Annotated in this window: 28 protein-coding genes; 5 read left to right on the top strand and 23 right to left on the bottom strand. The window is 43.7% G+C overall.

Annotated features, from left to right (window positions below):
* Window positions 1-26: 26 nt before the first annotated feature.
* The 5 genes from gspF to QWZ13_RS11350 form a co-directional block, all read right to left on the bottom strand.
* A complete protein-coding gene (gspF, locus tag QWZ13_RS11330; RefSeq protein WP_215999679.1) occupies window positions 27-1,244 on the bottom strand; it encodes a type II secretion system inner membrane protein GspF in 1,218 nt (405 codons plus the stop codon).
* 2 nt (window positions 1,245-1,246) lie between these two features.
* Window positions 1,247-2,716, bottom strand: coding sequence for a type II secretion system ATPase GspE (gene gspE / locus QWZ13_RS11335; protein WP_290281868.1), 1,470 nt, complete (start codon window positions 2,714-2,716; stop codon window positions 1,247-1,249).
* A gap of 96 nt (window positions 2,717-2,812) precedes the next feature.
* A complete protein-coding gene (locus QWZ13_RS11340) occupies window positions 2,813-4,981 on the bottom strand; it encodes an ATP-binding response regulator (protein ID WP_290281869.1) in 2,169 nt (722 codons plus the stop codon).
* A 221-nt stretch (window positions 4,982-5,202) separates the two neighbouring features.
* Window positions 5,203-6,129 carry an electron transfer flavoprotein subunit alpha/FixB family protein gene (locus QWZ13_RS11345; RefSeq protein ID WP_290281870.1) on the bottom strand — a complete coding sequence of 309 codons (927 nt, stop codon included), beginning with the start codon at window positions 6,127-6,129 and terminating at the stop codon, window positions 5,203-5,205.
* Complete coding sequence (locus QWZ13_RS11350) at window positions 6,126-6,878, bottom strand: electron transfer flavoprotein subunit beta/FixA family protein (protein ID WP_215999682.1); 753 nt, start codon at window positions 6,876-6,878, stop codon at window positions 6,126-6,128. Before QWZ13_RS11350 ends, QWZ13_RS11345 begins: the two co-directional genes overlap by 4 nt.
* A 279-nt stretch (window positions 6,879-7,157) precedes the next feature.
* On the opposite strand from QWZ13_RS11350, the gene QWZ13_RS11355 reads away from it, so the two are divergent.
* Window positions 7,158-8,810 carry an electron transfer flavoprotein-ubiquinone oxidoreductase gene (locus tag QWZ13_RS11355; protein WP_290281871.1) on the top strand — a complete coding sequence of 551 codons (1,653 nt, stop codon included), beginning with the start codon at window positions 7,158-7,160 and terminating at the stop codon, window positions 8,808-8,810.
* 45 nt (window positions 8,811-8,855) lie between these two features.
* Here the strand turns inward: QWZ13_RS11355 and QWZ13_RS11360 are convergent, their stop codons facing one another.
* From QWZ13_RS11360 to QWZ13_RS11430, 15 genes are all read right to left on the bottom strand, one after another.
* On the bottom strand, window positions 8,856-9,371 hold the full coding sequence (locus QWZ13_RS11360; protein ID WP_290281872.1) for a DUF1285 domain-containing protein: 516 nt from the start codon (window positions 9,369-9,371) through the stop codon (window positions 8,856-8,858).
* Window positions 9,371-10,012, bottom strand: a complete 642-nt coding sequence (locus tag QWZ13_RS11365; protein WP_290281873.1) for a TetR/AcrR family transcriptional regulator — start codon at window positions 10,010-10,012, stop codon at window positions 9,371-9,373. Before QWZ13_RS11365 ends, QWZ13_RS11360 begins: the two co-directional genes overlap by 1 nt.
* A gap of 42 nt (window positions 10,013-10,054) precedes the next feature.
* Window positions 10,055-10,408: a PilZ domain-containing protein gene (locus tag QWZ13_RS11370; protein WP_215999686.1), complete on the bottom strand. Its 354-nt coding sequence runs from the start codon at window positions 10,406-10,408 to the stop codon at window positions 10,055-10,057.
* Complete coding sequence (gene holB / locus QWZ13_RS11375; RefSeq protein WP_290281874.1) at window positions 10,405-11,370, bottom strand: DNA polymerase III subunit delta'; 966 nt, start codon at window positions 11,368-11,370, stop codon at window positions 10,405-10,407. The genes QWZ13_RS11370 and holB overlap by 4 nt, the downstream gene beginning before the upstream one ends.
* A complete protein-coding gene (gene tmk, locus QWZ13_RS11380; protein WP_290281875.1) occupies window positions 11,354-11,983 on the bottom strand; it encodes a dTMP kinase in 630 nt (209 codons plus the stop codon). The genes holB and tmk overlap by 17 nt, the downstream gene beginning before the upstream one ends.
* Complete coding sequence (gene mltG / locus QWZ13_RS11385; protein ID WP_290281876.1) at window positions 11,983-13,020, bottom strand: endolytic transglycosylase MltG; 1,038 nt, start codon at window positions 13,018-13,020, stop codon at window positions 11,983-11,985. The genes tmk and mltG overlap by 1 nt, the downstream gene beginning before the upstream one ends.
* Complete coding sequence (gene pabC / locus QWZ13_RS11390; RefSeq protein WP_290281877.1) at window positions 13,013-13,822, bottom strand: aminodeoxychorismate lyase; 810 nt, start codon at window positions 13,820-13,822, stop codon at window positions 13,013-13,015. The genes mltG and pabC overlap by 8 nt, the downstream gene beginning before the upstream one ends.
* A 36-nt stretch (window positions 13,823-13,858) precedes the next feature.
* Window positions 13,859-15,097, bottom strand: coding sequence for a beta-ketoacyl-ACP synthase II (gene fabF / locus QWZ13_RS11395; RefSeq protein ID WP_290281878.1), 1,239 nt, complete (start codon window positions 15,095-15,097; stop codon window positions 13,859-13,861).
* A gap of 81 nt (window positions 15,098-15,178) precedes the next feature.
* On the bottom strand, window positions 15,179-15,415 hold the full coding sequence (gene acpP / locus QWZ13_RS11400) for an acyl carrier protein (RefSeq protein WP_215999692.1): 237 nt from the start codon (window positions 15,413-15,415) through the stop codon (window positions 15,179-15,181).
* Between the two features lie 102 nt (window positions 15,416-15,517).
* Entirely contained in the window at window positions 15,518-16,261 is a 744-nt protein-coding gene (gene fabG, locus QWZ13_RS11405; protein WP_290281879.1) for a 3-oxoacyl-ACP reductase FabG, read from the bottom strand.
* Window positions 16,262-16,263: 2 nt separating this feature from the next.
* Window positions 16,264-17,193, bottom strand: a complete 930-nt coding sequence (gene fabD, locus QWZ13_RS11410) for an ACP S-malonyltransferase (protein WP_290281880.1) — start codon at window positions 17,191-17,193, stop codon at window positions 16,264-16,266.
* Entirely contained in the window at window positions 17,132-17,311 is a 180-nt protein-coding gene (locus tag QWZ13_RS11415) for a hypothetical protein (RefSeq protein ID WP_290281881.1), read from the bottom strand. Before QWZ13_RS11415 ends, fabD begins: the two co-directional genes overlap by 62 nt.
* A 16-nt stretch (window positions 17,312-17,327) precedes the next feature.
* A complete protein-coding gene (locus QWZ13_RS11420) occupies window positions 17,328-18,317 on the bottom strand; it encodes a phosphate acyltransferase (RefSeq protein ID WP_290281882.1) in 990 nt (329 codons plus the stop codon).
* A gap of 8 nt (window positions 18,318-18,325) precedes the next feature.
* Window positions 18,326-18,505 carry a 50S ribosomal protein L32 gene (rpmF, locus tag QWZ13_RS11425; protein ID WP_290281883.1) on the bottom strand — a complete coding sequence of 60 codons (180 nt, stop codon included), beginning with the start codon at window positions 18,503-18,505 and terminating at the stop codon, window positions 18,326-18,328.
* 36 nt (window positions 18,506-18,541) lie between these two features.
* On the bottom strand, window positions 18,542-19,057 hold the full coding sequence (locus QWZ13_RS11430; protein ID WP_215999697.1) for a YceD family protein: 516 nt from the start codon (window positions 19,055-19,057) through the stop codon (window positions 18,542-18,544).
* A 110-nt stretch (window positions 19,058-19,167) separates the two neighbouring features.
* Between QWZ13_RS11430 and QWZ13_RS11435 the strand changes: the two genes are divergently transcribed.
* The gene (locus QWZ13_RS11435) at window positions 19,168-19,743 is read left to right on the top strand and encodes a Maf family protein (protein WP_290281884.1); all 576 of its coding nucleotides are present in this window, start codon (window positions 19,168-19,170) and stop codon (window positions 19,741-19,743) included.
* A 50-nt stretch (window positions 19,744-19,793) separates the two neighbouring features.
* Here the strand turns inward: QWZ13_RS11435 and sppA are convergent, their stop codons facing one another.
* Together sppA and QWZ13_RS11445 are read right to left on the bottom strand one after the other, a co-directional pair.
* Window positions 19,794-20,777 carry a signal peptide peptidase SppA gene (gene sppA / locus QWZ13_RS11440; RefSeq protein WP_290281885.1) on the bottom strand — a complete coding sequence of 328 codons (984 nt, stop codon included), beginning with the start codon at window positions 20,775-20,777 and terminating at the stop codon, window positions 19,794-19,796.
* Between the two features lie 13 nt (window positions 20,778-20,790).
* A complete protein-coding gene (locus QWZ13_RS11445) occupies window positions 20,791-21,729 on the bottom strand; it encodes an RluA family pseudouridine synthase (protein WP_290281886.1) in 939 nt (312 codons plus the stop codon).
* A gap of 92 nt (window positions 21,730-21,821) precedes the next feature.
* On the opposite strand from QWZ13_RS11445, the gene QWZ13_RS11450 reads away from it, so the two are divergent.
* From QWZ13_RS11450 to rne, 3 genes are all read left to right on the top strand, one after another.
* Window positions 21,822-21,980: a hypothetical protein gene (locus tag QWZ13_RS11450; RefSeq protein WP_290281887.1), complete on the top strand. Its 159-nt coding sequence runs from the start codon at window positions 21,822-21,824 to the stop codon at window positions 21,978-21,980.
* Entirely contained in the window at window positions 21,931-22,101 is a 171-nt protein-coding gene (locus QWZ13_RS11455) for a hypothetical protein (RefSeq protein WP_290281888.1), read from the top strand. The genes QWZ13_RS11450 and QWZ13_RS11455 overlap by 50 nt, the downstream gene beginning before the upstream one ends.
* A 66-nt stretch (window positions 22,102-22,167) precedes the next feature.
* Window positions 22,168-24,747 carry a ribonuclease E gene (gene rne / locus QWZ13_RS11460; RefSeq protein ID WP_290283345.1) on the top strand — a complete coding sequence of 860 codons (2,580 nt, stop codon included), beginning with the start codon at window positions 22,168-22,170 and terminating at the stop codon, window positions 24,745-24,747.
* A gap of 53 nt (window positions 24,748-24,800) precedes the next feature.
* Here rne and QWZ13_RS11465 read toward each other — a convergent pair whose 3' ends face one another.
* Window positions 24,801-25,568: a substrate-binding periplasmic protein gene (locus tag QWZ13_RS11465; protein ID WP_290281889.1), complete on the bottom strand. Its 768-nt coding sequence runs from the start codon at window positions 25,566-25,568 to the stop codon at window positions 24,801-24,803.
* Window positions 25,569-25,574: the final 6 nt, after the last annotated feature.

The following is a 25,574-nucleotide window of genomic DNA, read 5'->3' on the forward strand; positions in this document are numbered from 1 at the left end:
TCTCCACAACTAAAAACGGTGTGTGTTTAACCTGCCAATGTATTCATTGTTAACATAGGCAATACAATGGCTAACACAATAATTAATACGATGACGCCCATCACTAAAATCATGAGCGGCTCAAATAAACTTAAAATACTGGATATCAGAATTTGAATTGATTTGGTTTCAGCATCGGCTGTTTTTTGCAACATGATGTCGAGCTCACCACTGGTCTCACCGCTGCCAATCATATGCAACATCATTGGTCTAAAGTAACCTGCTTCTTTTAGAGCTTGATACAATGAGCCGCCTTCACTGACCTTAACCGCTGCCCTTGATACACGTTGTTGAATTTCCAAATTGGTCACAACTTGAGTGGCTATTTTCATGGCTTCCACCAATGGTACGCCGCTGCTTGACAGCATAGCAATGGTGCCAATAAAACGAGACGTATTAAAGCCTTTCGAGATTCTCGCTATCAACGGAAGCTTTAAATACAATCTGTGTGTTCGAATTCTACGCTGAGGCTTTTTGTTAAACATCACTATCGCAATAATGAACAACGCGATACCAATCAATCCTTTTCCCCAGTGATTTTGTATGGCCTCGCTCACTTGTAATAATACTTGAGTCGGCTTTGGCAGTTCGGCTCCAGAATTAACAAATACACCCACAATTTCTGGGACTACCGTGTTTAAAAGCAAAATAACAATGCCAATAGCAATGCAGCTTAATATCCCCGGATAAATACTGGCGTTTAATACTTGTGCATTGATGGCTCTTTGCTCTTCCATATAATCTGCAAGGCGATCCATAACTTCGTCTAAATGGCCACTGTGTTCACCGGCTTGCACAGTGGCTCGGTATAATACAGGGAAAGCTCTTGGATACTCTTCTAGCGCTTTGGCTAGGCTATAACCTTCTAACACTTTCGAACGCACACTGAGCATAATATTGCGTACTTTGATCTTTTCAGATTGCTCTGCTGCAGCACGTAAGCACTCTTCTAACGGCATCCCAGAGCCAACCAAGGTCGACAACTGTCGGGTCACCAGTGATAAATCAGACACTGAGAGTTTAGGACCAATAAGAGTAGAAAAGCCGCCGCCTTGTTTGCGAGATTTGGTCGATAACTCTACCGATTCAGGATACCAACCTTTGTCTCTCAGTTGCTGGCGCACCTGACGAGCGCTGTCGGCTTCTAGAGCGCCCTTTTTCTTTTTCCCTTGGGCATCTAACGCTAGGTATTCATAGGCCGCCACCGTTAATAGCTCCTATTCACTCGAAGTATTTCTTCAATAGTGGTTAAGCCGGCCAGTACCTTCTCTTTACCATCATCCATTAATGCGGGTGTGGTTTTACGAGCATGCTTTTCAAGTTCTATATCACCAGCGTTGTCATGTATCAGTTGGCGCATGCCTTCATCTACTTTGACCAGCTCGTAAAGCCCTAAGCGGCCTTTATAGCCACTACTTTTACAGGCATTGCAGCCTTTGGGTTGAAATACATTAAGTGGTTCTGTTGGGCCAACACATAAAAATTCACGCTCTTTAGCATCTGGCTGATATGGCTCTTTGCATTCAGGGCAAAGGGTGCGCACGAGGCGTTGCGAAACTAAGCCAATGACACTGGAAGAAAGCAAAAATGGCTCAACGCCCATGTCTTGTAATCGTGTAATGGCACCAACGGCGGAATTTGTGTGTAGAGTACTTAATACTAGATGCCCGGTTAAACTGGCTTGTACCGCAATTTCGGCCGTTTCTAAGTCACGTATCTCACCAATCATGACGACATCAGGGTCTTGTCGTAAAATGGCTCGCAAGCCGCGGGCAAATGTCATATCAACTTTGGTGTTAACCTGGGTTTGACCAATTCCTGGTAAGCCATATTCAATCGGGTCTTCTACGGTCATAATATTGCGCGCATGGCTATTAAGCGATTGCAATGCGGCATACAGCGATGTGGTTTTACCTGAGCCCGTTGGACCCGTGACTAAAATAATGCCATGAGGACGGGCGATCAGTTCCTGCATTAGCGTTAAATCACGATCCACCAACCCTAAATGACTTAAATCTAGTCGGCCTGCCTGCTTGTCTAACAATCGTAGAACGACTCGCTCACCATGACTGGAAGGTATAGTCGATACTCGTAAATCTACCTCTCGACCCGCCACTCGTAATGATATTCGGCCGTCTTGAGGCAAACGTTTTTCGGCAATGTCTAATTTTGCCATAACTTTAATACGTGAAACTAATAATGACGCTAACGCGCGCTTAGGTTGAACAACTTCTCTTAGCACTCCGTCTACACGAAATCGAATAGACAGGCGTGTTTCAAATGTTTCGACATGAATATCTGAGGCATTCTCACGAACAGCCTCGGTCAAAATGGCGTTAATGAGGCGAATAATGGGCGCATCATCCACTTGGTCCATTAAGTCTTCAGTTTCAGGGACAGAATCGGCTAACGAGCTTAAATCCATAGACTCACCCAAACCCTCAACCATTTGCATGGTTTCATCCGAATCGGTTTGGTATGCCAAGTTCAATGCCTCTGAAAATGCCGCATCGTTTACTAACTCCAACGGCAATAAAGCTTGAGCTACTCGTTGCGCTTCTTGGATAGCCACTAAGTTTGCTAATTCGGTATACAGAAGCCGTGCGCCATCACCGTGGCGATAATCAATAATTACGCCATGGCGCTTAGCAAACGAAAAAGGTAATTGTCTTTCCAAATGGAGAGATCCTTCTATTTTTATTAGTTGGATGAAACGACTTTAAAGATAACCTCTAAGGTATTGATTCTCTATTATTTTCACGCGCCCTTTACATCAATAGCTGCTCCAGCGTTGCATAACACTGACTAATTCATCGTATTGGAGGGGTTTAGACAAGAAATCATCCATACCAGCGGCTAAATATTCGCGCTCTTGTTCAGCCGATTGTTCAGAAGACATCGCAATAATGGGTATATGGCTACCCGTTTGAGATTCAATTTGCCTTATTTCGCGTGTGGCTAACAATCCGTCTAAACGTGGCATGTAACAATCCATTAATACCAGGGCGTAGTCATTTTCACTTACCTTCTTAATGGCTTCATGGCCGTTGACCACGGCATCGACTTCGGCACCCATCTGTTCGAGCATGGCAGACAATACACGCTGATTCAGTAAATTATCTTCTGCTATTAGTACTTTGACTTGCTTTTCGCACTGGTATTTATTTTCAGCGGTATCATCTAACACCTCGATGGCTTGCCTTAATGTGTACAGCAATTGGTCTCGGGGGACCGGTTTTTCAATGAATATTGGGTCTACAGTCAAATTCTTAACAATGTTTCGCTGTAATTCTGATGCATATATGATCAGATGGGTATTTTCATCGAAGCGAGAAGCCAACTGGTTAACTAGCTGAATCTGAGTTAACGCTTTTTGGTCTTCAACAGAAAGGTTAACCAACACAAAATCAGTATCTATGGCATTATCGCCGTCTATTAACTTTTCTAAATCAAGCTTTTGAACCGTCATGTTCCAGCTGAGGAATTCAGCTGCTAAAGCCCTTTCAGATAATGGGCTTAAATCGGATAATATGATTGAGCGCCCGGCCATATGCTTGGTTGGCCTAAAGGAACTAGCTTGCTGAGTCGTTGCTTTTATCGGTAAACGTACTTCAATGGTTTTTAAATCACCCTTGGCGCGAATATATATCTTGGCGCCCATCGCTTTAAACTGAGCCGTAGAAACCATGAGCGTTAATTGATCTGTAATGTCCTCATCTTCTGGCAGGATGGCCATCTGGCGTTCTACCGCGGCGGTTAAATCTGATTTTTCTATTTCGTTGTTCATAAAATAGAATGACAACACTAACAAATCGTCTTCATGCTCTGGGTCTAAGCCAATCTTTACGGTAATTTCGCCTTGTTCAGCCGACTCCAACGCAAAATCGAGCATTCGACGAAACGCGTTCGATAACCAAGTAGGATCGGCTTCTATGCGTTCTGGTACATCAGGGTGGTACAAATAAGACAACTCACGGCCATGTTCGTGGGCTTTGGGTCCCATATCGGCGAGCGTGTGTTCTAAGGTTTTGCGTAAATTAAAAACAATTGGATTAGGAACGCGGGTTTGGTCTCGTTGTTCAATAAAAGCTTCCAAATCACTCATTAAATCTAAAATAGAAAACCCAGATCGACGAGCAATGGTCAGCATGCTGTTGTTGGCGCTTTCTTGGTCTTCGGAGCTGAGCATGCCTAAAACGCCTAACAGCCCACTGAGTGGTGTTTTTAAACGTAAAAGTATTTGTTGAACGAAGCGTCGATTCGATGATTTTTCGACGGTGGTTGCTTCTCTCGCCTGCTCTAAAGCCGTAAGTCTCAGCTTATACTCGGTATTCATTTTCAAAAAGCTCCAAATGAGCTCCGAAATACGAGAGGCTGTCATAACCAAGTAGGCATAAAGCGCTAATATGGCGATACCGATTACAAAATCGTGTGGCTTTGCACCTACAGCTAAATAAAACACCACCAAAGGCAAAAGCAAAACAGCTAAATACACTTTAACCGTGTACCCATAGAGCGAATACACAAAGGTTCCGCCCGCCGCTATTGCAGAGGTATAGAGGATGCCTAATAACAAAATTGGGTGATCAGGTTCGGTGTAAAGGCGATAAGCTAAATAACTTGACCAAATACCCGCATGTAAGATGCCTGAAAGAATAAAGCGTTCACGCCACTTTTTAGGCCCGCGAGCATACCAGCTTTCAAATTGGGCAATCATGACAAAACGCCAAGCCGCCATAATTATGAGCGCAAAACCAAAGAAGTAAACGGTATCAGGTATGGTATAGCCCGTTTTGCCTCTTAAGTAGGCTTCTAAAATAATGAACAAGCCAAAATGAAGAATGGCACTGGGCAGCCCTTGGCGACTTAACGTCTGATCAATCTTTTTTAAAGTGGCTCGATCTTTTTGGGCTTTATGCTTTGGGTTAAAAAATAAACTCATAACGCGAATCGTTGACAGAAAAACGGCTACTATACGCCTGTATCACACTAATCCCAAGCCCTGTCAACGTACAATCTGAGCTAACGACTACTTGATTAACAAAAAATACAGTTATTTTAAAACTGTGGTCGCCTTTGCGATGTTAACGCTGTACGGTTTTTAAATTGGGCATAAAAAAAGCCAGCATGTGCTGGCTTATTTAATGATATTTTTAAGCGAGATTAGATGCTTTGCTCAAGTTCCGGCAAGGCATCAAATAAGTCTGCGACTAAGCCGTAATCGGCCACTTGGAAGATAGGCGCTTCTTCGTCTTTGTTGATCGCAACAATGACTTTACTGTCTTTCATACCAGCTAAATGTTGAATCTGACCAGAAATACCAACGGCGATGTACAATTCAGGAGCAACAATCTTACCAGTCTGCCCAACTTGCATGTCGTTAGGAACAAACCCTGCATCAACCGCTGCGCGAGATGCGCCAACGGCCGCTCCTAACTTGTCGGCAACTTTATAAAGTAGGTCAAAGTTTTCACCGTTTTGCATACCACGGCCACCCGAAATAACCACGCCTGCTGAAGTTAGCTCAGGGCGGTCAGATTCGGCAAGCTCTTCACCAACAAATTCACTAACACCAAGATCAGCCACGGCTTCAACGGCCTCGATAGAAGCACTGCCGCCCTCTGCACAGGCATCAAATGCCGTGCCACGAACCGTAATTACCTTGATGGCGTCAGCCGATTGAACCGTAGCGATGGCGTTGCCAGCGTATATTGGGCGACGGAAAGTGTCAGCGCTTTCTACGGAGACAATTTCAGAGATCTGCTCAACATCTAATTTAGCCGCTACACGAGGTAAAAAGTTTTTACCCGTGGTAGTTGCTGCCGCTAAAATGTGGCTATAGTTAGCGCCTAACGCACTAACAAGCTCACCCATTGGCTCTGCTAGTTGGTGAGCGTATTGTTCTGCATCGGCCGTTAAAACTTTGGCTACGCCTGCAAGCTTAGCTGCAGCTTCTGCTGCACCACTTACATTAGAACCTGCAACCAGAACGTCTACATCACCACCAATAGCCGTAGCTGCAGTAACCACGTTTTTAGTGACAGCTGATAATGCTTCGTTGTTATGCTCTGCAATGACAAGAATACTCATGACAACACCTTCGCTTCATTTTTCAATTTATCGACAAGTTCTGCTACAGAGCCAACTTTAATGCCCGCTTCACGTTGTGCTGGCGCTTCTACTTTTAAAGTCGTTACTGAATTTTTTAGCTCTACGCCAAAATCAGCTGCCGTCTTTTTATCCAAAGGCTTACGCTTAGCCTTCATAATGTCTGGAAGTTTCACGTAACGAGGTTCGTTAAGACGTAAATCTGTGGTTACAATGGCAGGAAGTTTCAAGCCAACAGTTTGCAAACCACCGTCGATTTCACGAGTGACGTTCACTTTGTCACCGTTAATTTCAACTTTGTTTGCAAAAGTGCCCTGAGGCAAGTTGCTTAATGCTGCCAACATCTGACCTGTTTGGTTATTGTCAGTATCGATAGCCTGCTTACCAAGAATAACTAAACCTGGTTGCTCTTGCTCAACAATAGCGTTTAACAACTTAGCGACGCCTAAAGAGCTTGGGGCTTCTTCGGTCGTAATAAGAATGCCGCGATCAGCGCCAATGGCCATTGCACGACGAATTTGCTCTTCCGCTTTGGCTTCGCCTATGGAAACAACGATGATTTCTTCAGCGACGCCGGCTTCTTTTAACCGAACGGCTTCTTCTACCGCAATATCACAAAACGGGTTGATGTCCATTTTAACGTTGGCGAGATCAACCCCAGTATTATCGGGCTTGACGCGTACTTTGACGTTGTAGTCTACAACGCGCTTTACAGGAACCAGAATTTTCATAGCGTCCTCAATGTAGGTTTTGACGATTTAAACGGGCAATTGTTGCCTTCGTACGAAATATACGGCGTTTAAAATCATTACTGTTAACTAAATGACCATAAACACTGACATAGTTGAGCCTATTTAAGCTGGTTTACGGAGAAAATTCAAACAGTTGTTTTAATTTTTTGTATATTACAGGTAAACTGAGGGTAATTAGTTAATAATCACCGTGATTTTTAACCCAATAATAAAACGAATTTTTAAAATTTGAGCCATTACGATAAAAAAGGGGTCTCTATGGAACGCGAATCTATGGAATTTGATGTTGTTGTTGTGGGTGCCGGTCCTGCAGGCTTATCAACAGCCATTCGTCTGATGCAAAATGCACAGAAAGAATCAAAAGAAATAACAGTCTGTGTCGTTGAAAAAGGCTCTGAAGTCGGTGCTCATATTATGTCAGGTGCGGTTTTTGAGCCTGAAGTTTTATCCGAATTATTCCCAGATTGGTCAGAAATGGGCGCACCTCTAAACACCAAGGTGGTTCGAGATGAGATTCATGTTTTAAGATCTGAATCGAGCACCATTAAAGTACCAGGCGTGTTTGCACCGAGTACAATGCATAACGAAGGCAACTATATTATTAGTCTAGGAAACCTGTGTCGCTGGTTGGCTGAACAAGCCGAAGGCATGGGCGTAGAGATCTTCCCAGGTTTTACGGCTGCAGACGTTCTTTATGATGAAAACGGAGCCGTAAAAGGCATCATTACCGGTGATATGGGCGTAGCAGAAGACGGATCTCAGAAAGATTCATACATGCCTGGCATGGAGCTTCACGCCAAAACAACCGTTTTCGCCGAAGGCGCTCGTGGCCACCTAGGTAAACAGTTAATTGCCAAGTTTAAGCTTGATGAAGGTAAAGACACTCAACATTTCGGTTTGGGTATCAAAGAATTGTGGCAAGTGAGCGATGAAGTTCATGAGCAAGGGTTAGTCGTGCACACAGCCGGCTGGCCACTGCAAGAACACGGTGCCGCAGGTGGTAGTTTTATGTATCATCTTGAAGATAATCAAGTGGTCGTTGGTTTAATAACCGATTTAGGTTATGACAACCCATACTTATCGCCATTTGATGAGTTCCAACGATTAAAGAGCCACCCAGTTTTTGCAAAAGTATTGAAAGGTGGCAAGCGAATTTCCTATGGCGCTCGCGCGCTAAACAAAGGCGGGCCACAATGCCTTCCTAAAATGCACTTCCCAGGTGGGCTGCTTATAGGTTGTGATGCCGGCACCATGAATGGTGCTAAAATTAAAGGTTCTCACACGGCAATGAAGTCAGGTATTTTGGCGGCAGATACTATTTTCAACCAAATAGATGAAGCTGACTACGGAAAAGATTTAACGCAATTTTCTGAAGCCTTTGCTGCAAGCTCATTACAAAAAGAGTTGCACTTACAGCGGAACTTCAGCCCAGCTCAACACAAATGGGGCAACATATTAGGGTCTGCTTATGTCTTTATTGATATTAATATCTTTAAAGGAAAGCTACCCTGGACCATGACGGATCCTGTTCCAGATCATGCGACTTTAAAGCCTGCGAGCGAATGCAAAGAAATTCACTACCCGAAACCCGATGGCGTATTGTCGTTCGATAAGCTGAGTTCAGTCTTTTTATCGAATACAAACCATGAGGAAGACCAGCCCGTTCATTTGAAGTTAAAAGATTCAACGATTCCTCTTGCTCAAAACTTACCTAAGTTTGCAGAGCCTGCACAACGGTACTGCCCTGCTGGCGTGTACGAAATTGTAGAGGATGAATCTGGTACGAAAAACTTCCAGATAAACTCTCAAAACTGCGTGCATTGTAAAACATGCGACATTAAAGACCCAGCCCAGAATATTACTTGGGTAACCCCAGAAGGCGCCGGTGGGCCAAACTATCCAAATATGTAATAAGTGCAATAAAATCAAGGGCTTCTGTTTAGAAGCCTTTTTTGTTTATGACGTTTTTTCTAGCAAGAATGAATGGTCATTGCTGCTAATGTATAAACCGTCATCTTTTAACCCACCTTGCTCAATGGCAAATAGTTGCAGTTGATACATCAGTTTTGTTGTGAGTCTGGCTGGTATTTTACGTTTCCAAATAATGGCTGGCTCGCCGTTCGAAACGTCAATGGGATGGTTTGCATCTAAGATGATCTGTTGATCCAAGTTATTGTAAAACACTAAAGTATTGTCGACACATTCAAAGCGAACAGCAACTAAGGGAGTAGACTCTACCTTTATTTGTACTTTTTCGACGGGCGTCACTAAGAAAAAATGCTCTCCTTCACGCTTCAGAATGGAAGCAAATAGTTTCACAAGTTTTATTCGCCCTATCTTACTTCCTTCATGGAACCAGTCGCCATTTCGTTTAATTTCAATATCAATTTCACCACAAAATTCAGGGTTCCATTGCTCCACAGGCGGATCAGACATTCCATCAACTTGGCTGAGTATATCGGATAATCCCATTAGGTTTTCTCCCCTATTGTGTACACCGATTCTAATAAAAACTTTGAAAAACCACGCTTGTCAGCGATTAATTCGTGAAAATAATCAGAATCGGTTAAATGTGAAACGCCTGAAGCAATCGACCATATCAGTCCATAGTAAAAGCGAATATTCTCTTCATCCAACTTATGTTCGGCCGGTAATGTAGATTGTATGGCGGCTGAAAATTCATCCACGTGGCTAGCTCTTAACAGTTTCCAGCGAGTAAAGCGTTCAATAGTCTCGTTATTCTTCTGTAGAATGGTTTCGAGCTGACCTAAAAGTTTATACTTTTTAATATTTTGAATGCAGTAATTTAAATAGTTCTTTAATAGCTCGCCTGCTGAGTGTTCGTGACTCATTTGTTTTATGAGGCCGTGAATTGCAAGTTCTTCTGATAGTAATATGGCGGCAAATAAATCTTCTTTATTCGAAAAGTATTTATAAAAACTAGCGCGGCTTACACCAGCGGCTTTGATAACTTGCGTAACAGACAGCGGTTTTTCCGGGTGCTTAACTAACAAATTGAAGGCCGTGGCAATAAGCGCACTTTCAACGGGCTCTTGATCATGAAGGTCTGAAAGGATTATCTGAATAGGCATAGCAATTTCAGTACTGATCAAATGAGCTTTAACAGTACTGAAATTAAAGACTCATGCCAAGTCTTACATTGTGTGTGTTGGCTTATCCGAATTTAACGCGCCGGCTAAGTATTTTTCTATTTTATCTTTTGCCATTTCATTCTTTTTAGAAAACTGCACGCCGATGCCAGTGGCTCGGTTCCCCTGCGCACCTCTTGGTGTTAACCAGATAACTTTACCCGCTACTGGTATTTTCTCGGGTTCATCCATCAATGTGAGTAGTAAAAAGACATCGTCGCCAATATTAAATCGCTTGTTTGTGGCAATAAATAACCCACCATTTTGTACAAATGGCATAAACGCAGCATATAACACGGCTTTATCTTTCATGGTGACCGATAAAATACCGCTACGTGCTCCACCCAACTTAGGGTTCATATTAATCCTCTCATTTTTAACCATCGTGCCGCAATTTGTTCGCTCATCAACTGAGTATTCAAATTCGCCTGATTTTTAACTGATGTTAGCATGCCTACAATATAGTCGCGAAATTTAAAAAGCAAAATTGAAGGCACTTTATTGAGTTCCTGCAGCATTGATTCAGAAACGCCTGTGTTGTCGCTCTTTGGGGTTTGCCTTTGCCTCAAGCTCTCATCTACCCAATATAACACTTGCTCCAATAGCTCTGGCAACGATTGGCTGTTTATAAATTTGCCCAGCGTCGTAAATGAAGAGGGTCGCAAGAAGGTCGTTTCACGCTCTAACCACGCAGCTTCAGCCTCATTAGATAGTGTTAACGCCGAAAAAGGAAGCCCAAAGCACATGGCTAGCTTTCGGCTGGCGTCTTCTTTGGTAACACCTTGAAGCGCCATCCAGTCTAGTGATTCCTGGGGTTGCGGTCCGTTCAATCTAACGATTCGGCTGCGAGATCGAACCGTTGGCAGTATTCGGCTTAATTCTTCTACTTCCATTAATAAAAACGTATTTTGTGTCGGTTCTTCTAGAACTTTTAATAACGCATTTGCAGCATTCAGGTTCATTTTTTCTGCGTTTTGAATAAACACAACCTTATTGCCAGATTGTTGTGCCGTTTCTGATACTAAATGCGTTAATTGGCGAATTGCGTCTACTTTGATGGTTTGGCTTTTTCCTTCCGGCTCTACCTTTAAATAATCCGGGTGAGAGCCGCTCGCGAGCAATTGGCAAGATTTGCACGTTGAGCAAGCATCACCATTTATTGGCGCAATACACATTAAGGCGGCAATTAATCGTAAGCTGGCCTCTCGGCTACCGTTTCCTATGCGCCCTACCATCATTAAACCATGCGGCAAGGTACTATGAGCGTATTGTTTGGCTAAGTTTTGGTAGTCGGCTTCTAACCAGTTAGGAAAGTTGCTCATACCATCCCTCCAATGCATTAATTAAGTCTTTTTTCACCTGAGCCTCGGTTTGGTTAGCATCGAGTCGTATGAAGCGGCTGGGGTCAGCGTTAAATCGCTGTTGGTAGGCTGCTCTACAGCGATTAAAGAAGCCTATCTCTTCTTGCTCAATTCTATCTAGAGCGCCACGTTGCTTGGCTCTTGCTAAGCCAATCTCAGCATCGCAATCTAGCCAAAGCGTGAGGTCGGGTTTAAAGCCGTTTAGCACTATACGCTCAAGATTACTGATCAGGTCTAAATCTAACCCTCTGCCACCGCCCTGGTAGGCATAGGTTGCGTCGGTGTATCTGTCGGAAAGCACCCAATGCCCGTCATTTAAATTGGGCCGAATGAGCGCTTCGGTATGTTGTGCTCTCGATGCAAATACAAGCAGTAGCTCTGTTGAGGGCATCATCTTTTCGCTGTGATGCTCTAAAACAAGGTCTCGTACAGCTTCAGCAATAGGTGTACCGCCAGGTTCTCGAGTACGAACAATGGTGTGCCCTTTATTGGCAATCCAATCGTTTAAGTGCTTAGCCTGGGTCGATTTTCCGACGCCTTCAAGGCCTTCAATGGAGATAAAACGACCGGTCATTATTTTGAATCCTCGGTGCTTGGGGCAGATTGATAATCTTCTCGGCGCCCAAAGCGCTGATACTGACGAACGGCGCTATTGTGTTCTTCTAATGTAGTCGAAAAGTAGTGAGTGCCGTCACCTTTGGCTACAAAAAACAAAGTTGTACCGTCACTGGGGTTTAGAGCTGCAAAAATAGCCTCTCGACCCGCACTGGCAATTGGCGTAGGTGGCAAGCCCTTCCGCGTATAGGTGTTATAAGGCGTGTCTGTGCGTAAATGAGTACGCGTAAGATTGCCACTGAAGTTATCGCCTAAACCGTATATAACCGTTGGGTCGGTTTGCAATCGCATACCCTTTTTCAACCGACGAGTGAATACCCCCGAAATCATTGGTCGCTCAAACGCGGCACCAGTCTCTTTTTCAATGATCGAGGCTAAAATTAGCGCGTCGTAAGGCGTTTTTACTGCAGCTTTATCTGATCGATTTTCCCATTCTTGCGCTAGAACATTTTTAGTGCGTTGATAGGCTGTTTTTAGAATGTGTAAATCGGTAGTCCCTTTCTCGAAATGGTAGGTGTCTGGGAAAAACCAGCCTTCAGGGTGTTTAATGTCTGAGCTTACCTTTGCAACAATCTCTTCGACAGCTAAACCAGTCAGAGTTTGCTTTATATCGCTATGGGAGGCGAGTGTTTTAAGTAACTCGCTAAAGCGGTGGCCTTCGATGAACGAAATAGTGCTGAGCACTTTTTTACCTTCAATCATTTTCTCTATGGCAGCCATAGGGGTTAAACCAGAGGTTAACTCATAGTCGCCCCGTTGTATGGCGGTTTTTTCTAAATACCGTAAATACAACTCAGCCGCCCTAGATTGTGTCATCCAACCTTTTTGCTCAAAATCGGACAAAACCTTGCGAACGCTGGATCCGTTTTCCACGGTATACAAAGTAGGCTCTTGTATTTTTAGCGGTAAAGTGAATTGGTTATAAACATAATTGCCGTAACCTAAAATCGCGATTAATACGATTAGAGGTAAAATTAAGAAAAGCTTTTTAATCACGAAGTAGCCTTAGTGAATGAGTAAATTGAGTAAGATTTGAGCACAACTCGAGCTTGCGTTGGTTTAATTCGATTATTGGGATAATTCCCATCAAACTATTCGTTAAGAATGCGGATTCTACCTGCGCTAATGTCGCTTGGTCTATATGCTGTTCTAAAATTTGAGAACTAAAGGCACTCAATAAGTGTTGTCTAATAATGCCATTCACGCCAGCCGTATCTAGAATGGGAGTAAACCATTGCCCCTGAACTTTTAAAAAAACATTAGCCATACTCGATTCAATGACGCGTCGTTTGCTAGTTAGCATGAGCGCGTCGTGCGCACCTTCACTTCGAGCTTCCTGCCGAGCTAACACGGAGTCTAATCTGTTTAAGTGTTTGATACCGGCTAAATAGGCATTTTCTGAAACGGGAATGCTGGATTCAACAACCTTTGCGCCCTGGCACCAATCGGGCTTTTGATAAGGATTTAGTTGAATAACAACGTCTAATCCTTGCACCTTAGGGTTAAAGTCATAGCCGCGACCCGGTGCCTTACGTAACAGCATGATTTTTAAAACATGAGGCTCGTTGATATGACTTGTAAGATGAACGACATCTTGCTTAAGGCTAAGCTTTTGCGCATCATCAAACGGGAGCAGCAGTTTCTTAGCGCCGTCCATTAGCCTTTGTAAATGGGCGGCTAAAAAGTGAATCGTTCGATGGCTGACCAAACAAGTTTCAAACAATCCATCTCCATACGCGAGCGCACGATGGTTCGCTTCTATTAACGCATCTTGGCCATTAACCAATAATATTTCCATAATAAAAAAAGGGCTCTAAATGAGCCCTTAATGTTATCAGATTTTACTAAATATGAGAGATCCGTTTGTACCACCAAAACCAAACGAATTGCTCAAAGCATGGTTTATTTCCATATTCCTAGCCGTGTGAGGTACGTAATCCAGATCACAACGTGGATCTGGGTTGTCTAGGTTGATTGTTGGCGGTGCTACTTGATCACGTATTGCCAAAACACTAAAAACAGCCTCGATTGCACCGGCTGCCCCTAACAAATGACCAACCATAGATTTAGTAGAGCTAACCACAATTTTATCGGAATCTGCGCCATAAATAGATTTAGCCGCCTGAGATTCAGCTACATCGCCTGCAGGAGTCGATGTACCGTGTGCATTAATGTAGTTAATGTCGACAGCATTAAGCTTGGCATCATTTAGAGCGTTTTGCATAGATGCTGCAGCGCCAGAGCCATCTTCAGGTGGTGATGTCATGTGGTATGCATCGCCGCTCATGCCAAAGCCAGTCATTTCTGCATAAATTTGAGCGCCGCGAGCCTTGGCGTGTTCGTATTCTTCTAGCACCAATACGGCTGCGCCATCGCCTAACACAAAACCATCACGATCAACGTCCCACGGGCGACTTGCGCTTGTAGGATCATCATTGCGAGTAGATAGTGCGCGAGCTGCACCGAAACCACCCATACCTAAACGCCCTGAAGCCATTTCAGCACCGCCCGCGATCATCACATCGGCATCACCATACGCAATTGTTCGCGCTGAATAGCCAATGTTATGGGTGCCTGTGGTGCAGGCTGTGGTGATTGCGATATTAGGGCCTTTAAACCCGTATTGAATAGACAAGTTACCCGAGATCATATTGATGATGGCCGCTGGAACAAAAAATGGCGACATTCTTCTTGGACCCGATTTTTGCATCGCCAAGAAATTGGTTTCAATGGTATCTAAACCACCAATACCCGATCCAATAGCAACACCCATTCGGCTTGCATTAGAATCGGTAACTTCAATACCAGAATCGGCAATAGCTTCCACAGCAGCAGCAATGCCGTACTGAATAAAGCCATCCATTTTTTTGGTATCTTTAGAATTCATGTAATCGGAAGGGTCAAAGTTTTTGACCTGCGCAGCAAACTTAGTTGTGAATTTCTCGGTATCAAAATTCTCAATTAAATTAACACCACTTTTACCTGCAAGAATACCATCCCAAGTATCTTTCACGGTGTTACCGAGCGGGCTAATGCACCCCATTCCGGTCACCACTACGCGTCTTTTAGTCATGTAATACTCCGATTTTTTGCATAAAAAAAGCCGTAATCCTTTAAAGCTTACGGCTTTCGATACTAATTAATTCTGTACGTCTTAAGACAAGTGATTGTTGATGTAATCAATCGCGTCTTGAACAGAAGTTAGCTTCTCTGAATCTTCATCAGCAATTTCAGTTTCGAACTCTTCTTCAAGAGCCATTACTAAGTTTACTGTGTCTAAAGAGTCAGCGCCTAAGTCATCGATGAAAGAAGCTTGATTTGTAACGTCTTCTTCTTTAGCACCTAACTGTTCGCAAACGATTTTTTTAACGCGATCTTCAATGTTGCTCATTATGAACACTCCCTAATATGTATTTGGCACTGCTAATGTGCCGGTTAGTTTATATAAATAGTAAACCTTTGAGCAAGTCAAAAGACTTTCAACTTGCAGGAATTATCCCATATACATGCCGCCATTAACATGCAAAGTTTCACCTGTGATATACGAAGCGTTATCACTGGCTAAGAATGCAACCGCATGGGCGATTTCATCTGGCAAGCCTAAGCGTGCCAATGGAATTTGTTTTAAAAGTGTTTCTTTAACGTTTTCGGGTAACTCGTGTGTCATATCGGTTTGAATAAAACCAGGTGCAACTGAGTTAACTGTTATTGAGCGAGACCCAATTTCACGAGCTAGAGAACGTGTAAATCCTTCAACCCCAGCCTTCGCGGCGCAGTAGTTAGCCTGGCCTGCGTTCCCCATAGACCCAACTACTGAAGAGATATTAATAATGCGACCATAACGAGCGCGAGTCATAGATTTGATAACCGCTTTGCTCATGGCGAAAACCGACGTTAAGTTGGTGTCTAACACAGACTGCCACTCTTCATCTTTCATGCGTAAAAATAGATTATCTTTTGTAATGCCTGCATTATTTACGAGCACAGCCGGATCAGAATAATCTTCTTTAATGGCCGCTAAAGTCGCTTTTATTGATTCAGCATCCGTTACATTTAAGCAGTAACCTTTACCTTCAATGCCTTTGCTATGTAAGCGCTCAGTAATAGCATTTGCGCCATTTTCAGAGGTGGCTGTACCAACAACGATAAAGCCTTGTTCACCTAAGTTATCGGCAACCGCTGCGCCAATTCCTCGACTTGCCCCAGTGACCAGTGCTACTTTTTTTGAATCTGTCATGTTTATTTCCCTACTCGTTCTTCAAACGCGCTTAAACTTCCGATAGCCGTGTGTGTAGTATCTTTTGCAATTCGCTTATTTAACCCAGATAAAACTTTGCCTGGGCCACATTCAATAATTTCTTCTACTCCTTGATCGGCCATATAAGATACTGAGTTAGTCCATAAAACAGGCATATAAAGCTGCTCTAATAAGTTGGCTCGAATTTCATCAAGGTTAGTAACGGCTTTTGCAACACGGTTTTGAATAATTGGGCAGTTAGGTGCTGTAAAATTTATAGCGGTCAATTGCTCGGCAAGTTGATCCGCGGCTGGTTTCATCAGAGCGCAATGAGAAGGTACACTCACATTCAATGGCATTGCTCGTTTGGCACCGGCTTCTTTTAATGCCGCCATTGCGCGTTCTACGGCGCTTTTTTGACCAGCAATGACCACCTGGCCGGTTGTATTAAAGTTAACAGCAGAGACCACTTCGCCTTGTGCAGCTTGCTGGCAAACCTCGACAACTTTATCATCATCTAAGCCCAATATAGCGGCCATTAAGCCTTCACCTGCGGGTACTGCTTTTTGCATAAATTGACCGCGCATTTCAACTAACTTAACTGCATCGGCAAATGAAATGACGCCAGAAGCAACCAACGCACTGTACTCACCAAGACTATGACCCGCCATATAGCTAGGCTGTATGTCTGTATTGGCTGTAAACGCTCTAAACAAGGCTACACTTGCGCAAAGCAATGCCGGCTGTGTTTTTTCAGTACTGTTTAATAACTCTATCGGCCCATCATTAATTAGAGCGCTCATGTCGTAGCCTAGAACATCACTTGCTTCACTGAACGTCTCAGAAATGACAGGATAAGACTGAGCTATATCAGCCAGCATACCAATCTGTTGAGAACCTTGACCAGGAAAAACAAAGGCGACTTTTGACATACTTCTCTACCATTAACTGTAATTTGCAGGCGATTATGACGAGATTGGTTGTTTTTAAAAGGCGAACCCTGTTAAAACATTTATGAATTCTAGGCATCGACCAAACCGAATTCAGCATCGAAACAGACGCTAATTTAGCGAACTTTGTCGAGTTCTTCCCATATTCGCTCAGCCGATTGGCTTTCTATTGCATCAACAGCACGATTCAGAGCCGCGGTAAGTGCTCTTCGTCGAGCATTGCCATGGCTTTTTATGACAATTAAATCAGACCCTGCGACCAATGCTCCGTTTGCATTGTCTGGGTGAAGTTGTGAAACGACGCTTTTTAATCGATATTTTAAAACCAATCCAAGCAATTTATGCCAAATAGACGCGGTAAATTGATCCGAAACGGAACTGAGGGTGAGCTTTAATGCGCCTTCCGCTGACTTAATGGCAGTATTACCGGTAAAGCCATCCGTAGCGACAATGTGGGTTCGCCCACAATAAAGATCATTCGCTTCAATAAAGCCTTGAAATTCTATTCCCTCCCATTGAGACAATACCTGGTAGGCGGTACGTAATTCGAGAGGCCCTTTAAAGGCTTCAGTCCCTAGGTTTAACAGGCTGACTTTAGGTGTTGAGTAGCGGCTACGCATCAATCCAATGCCAACAGCGGCATAGGCTACCAGTTGGTCGGAAGTTGCCGAAAAAGAAGCACCTAAATCGAGCATCACGGTTTCAGAAGATGTCGTAGGTAACCAAGAAGCGAGTACTGGGCGATTCAATTGACTGTGCAGCTGACCATATTTTGTAGATAAAGCGAGTAATACGCCCGTATGCTCGGCCGATACAATCGCATCGACATCTTTATTAGACAGCGCTTTATAAGCTATTTCTATGGAGCTGGTACCCGATTTTCTTAACAGCTTAGAGGGTGTAGCACGCTCGATATCGGATAATTCATCGGTGTCTATCCACTCAACATTCGCTGGGCTTTCAGAAACATATGCACGATAACTTTGGGCATTGCCAAATAAATAGCCGAAATGCTGGGGGTTAGAACGAAAGAAGTCTAAACAAGAAGGGATTACAACGAAGGGGCCAAAGTCCCCTCCGTGTATATCGACGGCAAGTTTTGCCATCTCAAGAATTAGTCGTCGCTACCTGCAACAACTTTACGGCCTTTGTAAAAGCCATCAGGGGATACGTGATGACGACGATGAGTTTCGCCAGTCGTAGCATCTACTGTTAATTCTGGTGCTTTTAACGCATCGTGTGAGCGACGCATTCCGCGACGTGAACGAGTCACTTTACTTTTTTGAACTGCCATGGCCCAAAGCCTCCTAATTGATATTTTTTTGAAGATTTACTTCAAATCTTTTAATACATCGAATGGGTTGGGTGTTTTCTCAGTTTCCTGTTCTTCACCAACCTCTCCAAATTGGGTTTCAATCCGGCATTCACCTGCTGGATGCTTTGCGTGGATCGGCAAGCACAATAATAGCTCTTCCTCGATCACATCCGCTACATCCATGGCTTCATCTGGTAGCAATAAAAGTGCATCCAAATGCGCCGGCAATCCCTTAGACATTTCTTCGTTATAGACCAAAGCAAGCTGAAACTCACCTGATAACTTATAACCAAATGCATTAAGGCATCGTTGGCATTGCACTTTCGCAACGCCGTTTACCTGCCCTGCTATCACGCGTCTGTTAGATTCATCTCTGAAAAATCGCAATGTAGCGTGCGCTTCAGAGGGTTCTCCAGCAGTAGCATCTGCAAGGCGTTCCAACCGGCTGCCACTTATCACTCCTTCCAAGTTAGTCTCTCTATCGGCTAACTGATAAGGGTTTACATGTTCCGGTAACTCGAAATTTGACATAGGCGCGGTATGATACGTATGAGTTAGAGTAAGTCAAAGCCTTTTTCACAAAAAACCGCTCAAAAACAAGGTTTTACGCCACTAATGCTAAATAAAAGGATCATAAAACATTGAACCCCTTAATTTTCGCCAGCACATCAACCTATAAACAGCAGCAATTATCGACATTAGGCCTTAAATATCAAGCCGTTAACTCACAGATTGAAGAATTTCATGACCCGGCTTTAAAGCCCAGTACGCTTGCCTTAACGTTAGCTCAACAAAAAGCAGAGAGCGTAATGGATCATTTTTCACAATGCTGGGTGCTTGGTTCAGACCAGGTGGCCGTTTCGCCAGACAACACACTGTTAACGAAGCCTAACACCGTTGAAAACGCCGTTAAGCAACTTTCTATGTGCAGCGGCAAAACTGCAACCTTCTACAGCGCCATTTGCTTAATCAATGGAACTAAGAGCTACAAAAGTTGCATAACAACAACGGTTAGCTTCAGGAAGCTTACTCAGTCCGAAATAGAACGATATATAGCAAAAGACCAGCCGTTAAATTGCGCTGGCAGCTTCAAAGCAGAATCTTTGGGCATTAGTTTGTTTGAAAAAGTCATCTCGGAAGACCCCAGCGCTTTAATCGGACTGCCCTTAATAGCAACCTGTAATTTGTTGCGAAAAGCCGGTTTCAGCCTGCCTTAAAAAACACAGTTACAGGCAGGCAGATTTAACCAGCCTGCCTGTCTGGCCGTTTAGCGAAGCGAAAAGCCTTGCTCTGAAGATAAACTTAACAAGGCTTTAGCAATGCTGACCCCTAGTGAATCGGCAAATGACTGTAGCGGTGAAGGCCGATAAGTATAATCAACGACTTGCTCATAACCTAGCTCGCGCGCAAGCTCTGACGTTGACTTCAAACCATCAACTAAACCCATTTCAAGCGCTTGTCGTCCGGTCCAGAATAGCCCTGAAAAAGTCTTTTCCGTCGGTTTCAGGCGGTCTCCTCGGCCTGCTTTCACATCATCTATAAATTGCTGGTGAACATCATTCAACAGTGTTTCAAAGAGGGCTTTTTCTTCTTCTTTTAATTCAACAAAGGGGTCTAAAAAGGCTTTATGCTCGCCAGAAGTGAACTGCCGACGTTCCACACCAAGTTTATCGAGTAATTCTTGGAACCCAAACTGAGCTGATGTAACACCAATAGAGCCCACAATACTGGCTCCGTTTGCATAAATGTTTTCGGTCGCCGCGGCAATATAATAGGCACCACTCGCGCCCGAGTCTGATATGACTGAATGAATAGGCACTTCGGGGTGCAGATCTCTTAACCGTATAATTTCATTGTAAATGTATGAAGATTGCACTGGGCTACCACCTGGGCTATTTATTCGTAAAATAACCACTTTAGTATCTTCGTTTTTAAGCGCAGCTCGCAAACTACTCACGACAGCATCTGCGCCAGCTGGCTTGCCGTCGGCAATGACACCCTGTACATCAATGACCGCCGTATGGCCACCAGTAGCAGTCCCTTCTTTGCCCGCATTGCTGGCATCTAGAAATAGAAAGAGTAAGCCAAATAAATAGACGAACGTTAGAATCTTAAAAAATATACCCCAGCGACGGCTTCGTTTTAATTCGTCCGTATTTGCCATAACGACACGTTCGATTAGCTTCCATTCCTTTGCGGAAGGCTCTTTTGAACTGGGTGCTGAATCTTTACTTTGACCAATGCCTAACATAATCAACCTCTATTTAACTCAATGATGCTAATAGTGCCTTAAGCTTTGGCTCTAAGTCAGCAATAAAAGCCATTTCTTTACGCTCTATAGGGTGCGGAATCGTTAACCGAGCCGCGTGTAGAAAAAGCCGCTTAAGCCCTATTTTTTTAGCAATTAGCTCACATTGCGAATCTTGATATTTATCATCCCCCAGAATTGGGCATCCGGCTTCCACGCAATGGACACGAATTTGATGTGTACGCCCTGTCACCGGTTGCGCCTCTATCCAAGCACAGTCTTCAAATTGCTTGAGCAGTCTAAATTTTGTTACAGAGGGCTTTCCATCTGGGTGCACGGACACTCTCCGTTCACCCGATTGGCTTTCATCGTGGCGTAACAACGGGGCGTCAATTTTTTTCACCGACTCTGGCCACTGGCCTTTCACTAAGCACCAATAGGTTTTTTGAACGTCTCTTTTTAAACGAAACTCATCTTGCATCAACGTTAATGCTTTTCTTTTTTTTGCCACCAAAACAATGCCCGAAGTATCGCGGTCTAATCGATGCACTAACTCTAAAAACTTATCCTCTGTTCTATCAGCTCTCAAAGCTTCTATAAGGCCAAGCTTTAACCCAGAGCCCCCGTGTACAGCCAGCCCACTGGGTTTATTTACAGCCATCATTACGTCATCTTCGTAAACGACTGATTTTTCGAGTGCTGACCTTAATCCCTGGCTAGGCTGTGCAATTTCTACGACTTTTTCTGAATCTGATACAGGCGGTATTCGCACAGAATCGCCTGTACAAAGTTTTGTTTCTGGCTTGGCTCGTTTTTTATTAATTCGCACCTCTCCCTTACGGATGATGCGATAAATTCGGCTTTTAGGGACATTATTCAAATAATACATCAAGAAGTTATCTAACCGCTGACCTGAGCGATCTTCTTCAACTTCTATAAAACGAACTCCAGACACGTAGCAACCTTATAAACAACAGTGTAAAAACATGATGATAACAGGTTATACAAGATTGAAGCAGCGGGTATTTACTGCTATATTCAACTTGCTTGGTATATTTAGGCTACCGTCCAGCGATGACACAGGCGGATAGGCTATATGCCCAACACTTAATTAATTGGTTGGGCAGCAAGAACAGAATGTACAGTTTTAATATTTTTGCGCCACCGGAAGCACGCTTTCCATTACAAAGGCGAGAAAGCGACTAAAGAGAGCCGGTATCTCCGTAAGACTCTGTCCAAGGGCGAAAATATTTTAAGGTTAAATATCGTTAGCTTACGCACCATAAGTGCGAAGTTTTTAGTATTAATCGATTTCTATCGGTGTTAGCCGGCTGTGGCACCTGCCTTGTTGCTCTGAAACTTACAAATAGAGTAATAATCCTCAATGAAGAGAATGTTAATAAACGCAACACAAGCCGAAGAGCTGCGTGTTGCCCTTGTAGATGGTCAAAAACTATACGATTTAGATATTGAAACTGGTTTTAGAGAACAAAAGAAAGCCAACATTTACAAAGGAAGAATCACCCGAATAGAACCCAGTTTAGAAGCCGCATTTGTTGAATTCGGCGCCGACCGACACGGTTTCCTCCCCCTTAAAGAAATTGCCCGCGAATATTTTATCGATCCCTCCATGTCTTCTCGCTCAAGTATTAAAGAGTTAGTAAAAGAAGGCACTGAAGTTATTGTTCAGGTAGATAAAGAAGAACGTGGCAATAAAGGTGCGGCACTCACTACAATGATCAGCTTAGCCGGTCGTTACCTTGTTTTAATGCCGAACAATGCACGCGCTGGCGGAATATCTCGTCGAATTGAAGGCGACGAACGTGCTCAGATTCGCGATGCGCTTCAAGGCGTTAATGTTCCAAACGGTATGGGCATGATTGTTCGTACGGCAGGTATTGGTCGTACCACTCAAGAATTGCAATGGGATCTAGACTACCTCATTCAATTATGGGCTTCTATCAAAGAAGCTTCTGAGACTCGCCCTGCTCCATTCTTGATCTTACAAGAGAGCAACGTAATTCTGCGCGCCATTCGCGATTACTTGCGCCAAGATATCGATGCCGTAATGATCGATACCAAAGAAGCTTATAACTACGCGTTAGACTTTGTACAAAAGGTAATGCCTGGTTATCAGAACAAAATCAAATTGTATGATGATTCTGTTCCGCTTTTTAACCGTTACCAAATTGAATCTCAAATTGAAACGGCCTTCCAGCGTGAAGTGAAGCTTCCAAGCGGCGGCTCAATTGTTATTGATCCAACAGAAGCACTGGTTTCTATTGATATTAACTCTAGCCGAGCAACTAAAGGCAGTGATATCGAAGATACTGCTTTCAACACCAACATGGAAGCCGCAGAAGAAATTGCTCGTCAACTTCGATTGCGCGACATGGGCGGCTTAGTAGTTATCGACTTTATCGATATGCACCAAGCAAAGCATCAGCGTGAAATTGAAAACAAGATTAAAGAATCAACCAACACAGACAGAGCGCGTGTACAAATTGGACGTTTGTCAAAATTTGGATTACTTGAAATGTCTCGTCAGCGTTTGCGCCCTTCTTTAGGCGAAACCAGTGGCATTGTCTGCCCTCGCTGTAATGGCCATGGCACAATTCGTGATGTTAAATCTCTATCTTTGGCTATTTTACGTTTAATCGAAGAAGAGTCACTTAAAGAACGTACAGCCCAAATCCGAACAATTGTTCCACTTGCCGTGGCTACCTTCTTATTAAATGAAAAGCGCGATGCTATCTCAGAGATAGAAAAGCGTAATAAAGTTCATGTGTTGGTTGTTCCGAATCCTCAAATGGAAACACCTCACTATGAAGTGATTCGCATGCGCGATGACGATGAATCTTTGGTTTCAGGTGAAGCAAGTTTTGCCATTAAATTTGAATCTACACCTTTAGAAACTGAAACGGTATTAGAAGTTCAACCCAAGGTTGAAGAAGCGGCAATCAGTGCGTTAACGCCTACTCATGCTCCTGTACCAGAAGCGGCACCCGTAGCTAAAGCATCACCTGCAAAACCGGTGAAAAAAGCAACAGCGAAAGGACCTGGCTTATTCGCAAAAATAGCTTCAGCAATCAGCGGTATTTTCAGCAGCGATGAAGAAGAAGCTCCGGTCAAAAAACCTGCTTCAACTCCCAACAAGCGCCCTCATTCGGATCGCCCACAAAACCGAAACCGAAACAATAACCGCGGTAGAAACAATAACAACCGCAACAACGATAAGCGCCAAAACAATCGTAACAAGCCTGAAGCGAAAGAGAAGCCAGCAGTCACTTCTGAAGCGCCAAGTAATAATACGAGTAAGCCAGCAGCCGATAAAGCTCCTGCACCTCGTAAAAACACGAAACGCCGCCCAAGTCGTGATACTTCTACAGGACGCGTTGCAAGCGATGAAATCGGCGCAAACCGTAAGTCTCGTGGCGACAGTAAAAATGCAAGCAAGCGTGTTAAGCCAGCTAAACCGGAAGGCATTGTGAATGACATAGATTTCGAAATGCTGGGTAAAGCTCCTGCAGCCGTGGCTAAAGCCGAAGCAAAGGCAAAAGCAGAGGCAAGTAAAGATGTGGTTGTAGAACCAAAAGAAACCGTTTTAGAAACCACAGAAAAACTTACTCCAGCCACTACCGATGTTAAAGTAGAAGAGGCAACTGAGGTTGCAATTAAAGCTGAAGCGGTTGAAGCCCCAAAAGCGGTTGAAGTTGAAAAAGCAGTTGAAGTAACGCCTACTGTCGAAGCCGTGAGTGCTGTAACTTTAGCCGATTCACCTGAACCTAAGGTTGCACATGAGCCTATTGCAGAAACTCCTACTGAGCAAACAGAAGAGCCAGCTGCAGAAGAAGTAAAGCAAGAAGCATCAATAGCGATTGAGACTGACGAGAAAGCACCTAAACAACGTGCAGCCAACGATCCTCGTGAAGTTAAGCGTCGTAAGATGGAAGAAGAAAAAGCCGGTGAGTAAAATTACCTGCCAATAAAAAAACCGGCCTAGGCCGGTTTTTTTTTGCTTTGATTTTAGTCTAAATAGTTATCGTAACGCCCAGATTGTCTAAAACTTGCCAGGGCTTCATTAAATTTTTCTAGTAAGACTAAGCTATTAGGGTCACTCTTCGGAAACAACACAAAACTTTGATTTTCAAGAATTGGCTTAGTATGAAAAACCAGCTCATTTTTTAAATCAGGCGCAAAATTATTCAACGTATATTTAGCCACGCTTATTTCTTCGGCATAAACATCTGTCCGCCCTGCCGCCAACATCCTTAAATTTTGCTCTACCGTTGGCAAACGGATTTGTTTAAAAACACCCTGTTCCAAGGCTTCGTCGAATTCGGCGCCATAACTGTACCCTAGACCACCGCCTATTAGCTTCCCTTGCAGGTCTTCCATAGTAGTCCAATCAAATGAATCATCTTTACGATAGATAAATACAAACATTTCATTTAATACAGGGTCACTGTAGTAAAAGTCTTCAGCGCGTTCTTCTTTAAACATCCATACAGCTGTCGCGGCATAATCGCCTTTTGCGGTAACCTGATAAGCTCTAATCCAGGGTAGAAAATTGAATTCCACTTGATACCCAGCGTCTATAAAAACGTCCGTGAGTAAATTGGCAATTAGGCCCTGCTTTGGTAAGTTTTCACCAAGGAACGGAGGCCACTCTCCAACGCTTAACTCTAATTTAGGCAAGGTACCTTGGTTAGTTTGCGTCTCTGAAGTAGCTATGGGTACCGCTAAAAGCCCTGTCGCCATTATAAATGCCAAAGACCGAATGTAATTTCTCATGCCAGC

The organism is Reinekea marina (assembly GCF_030409715.1).
Lineage (GTDB): Bacteria > Pseudomonadota > Gammaproteobacteria > Pseudomonadales > Natronospirillaceae > Reinekea > Reinekea marina.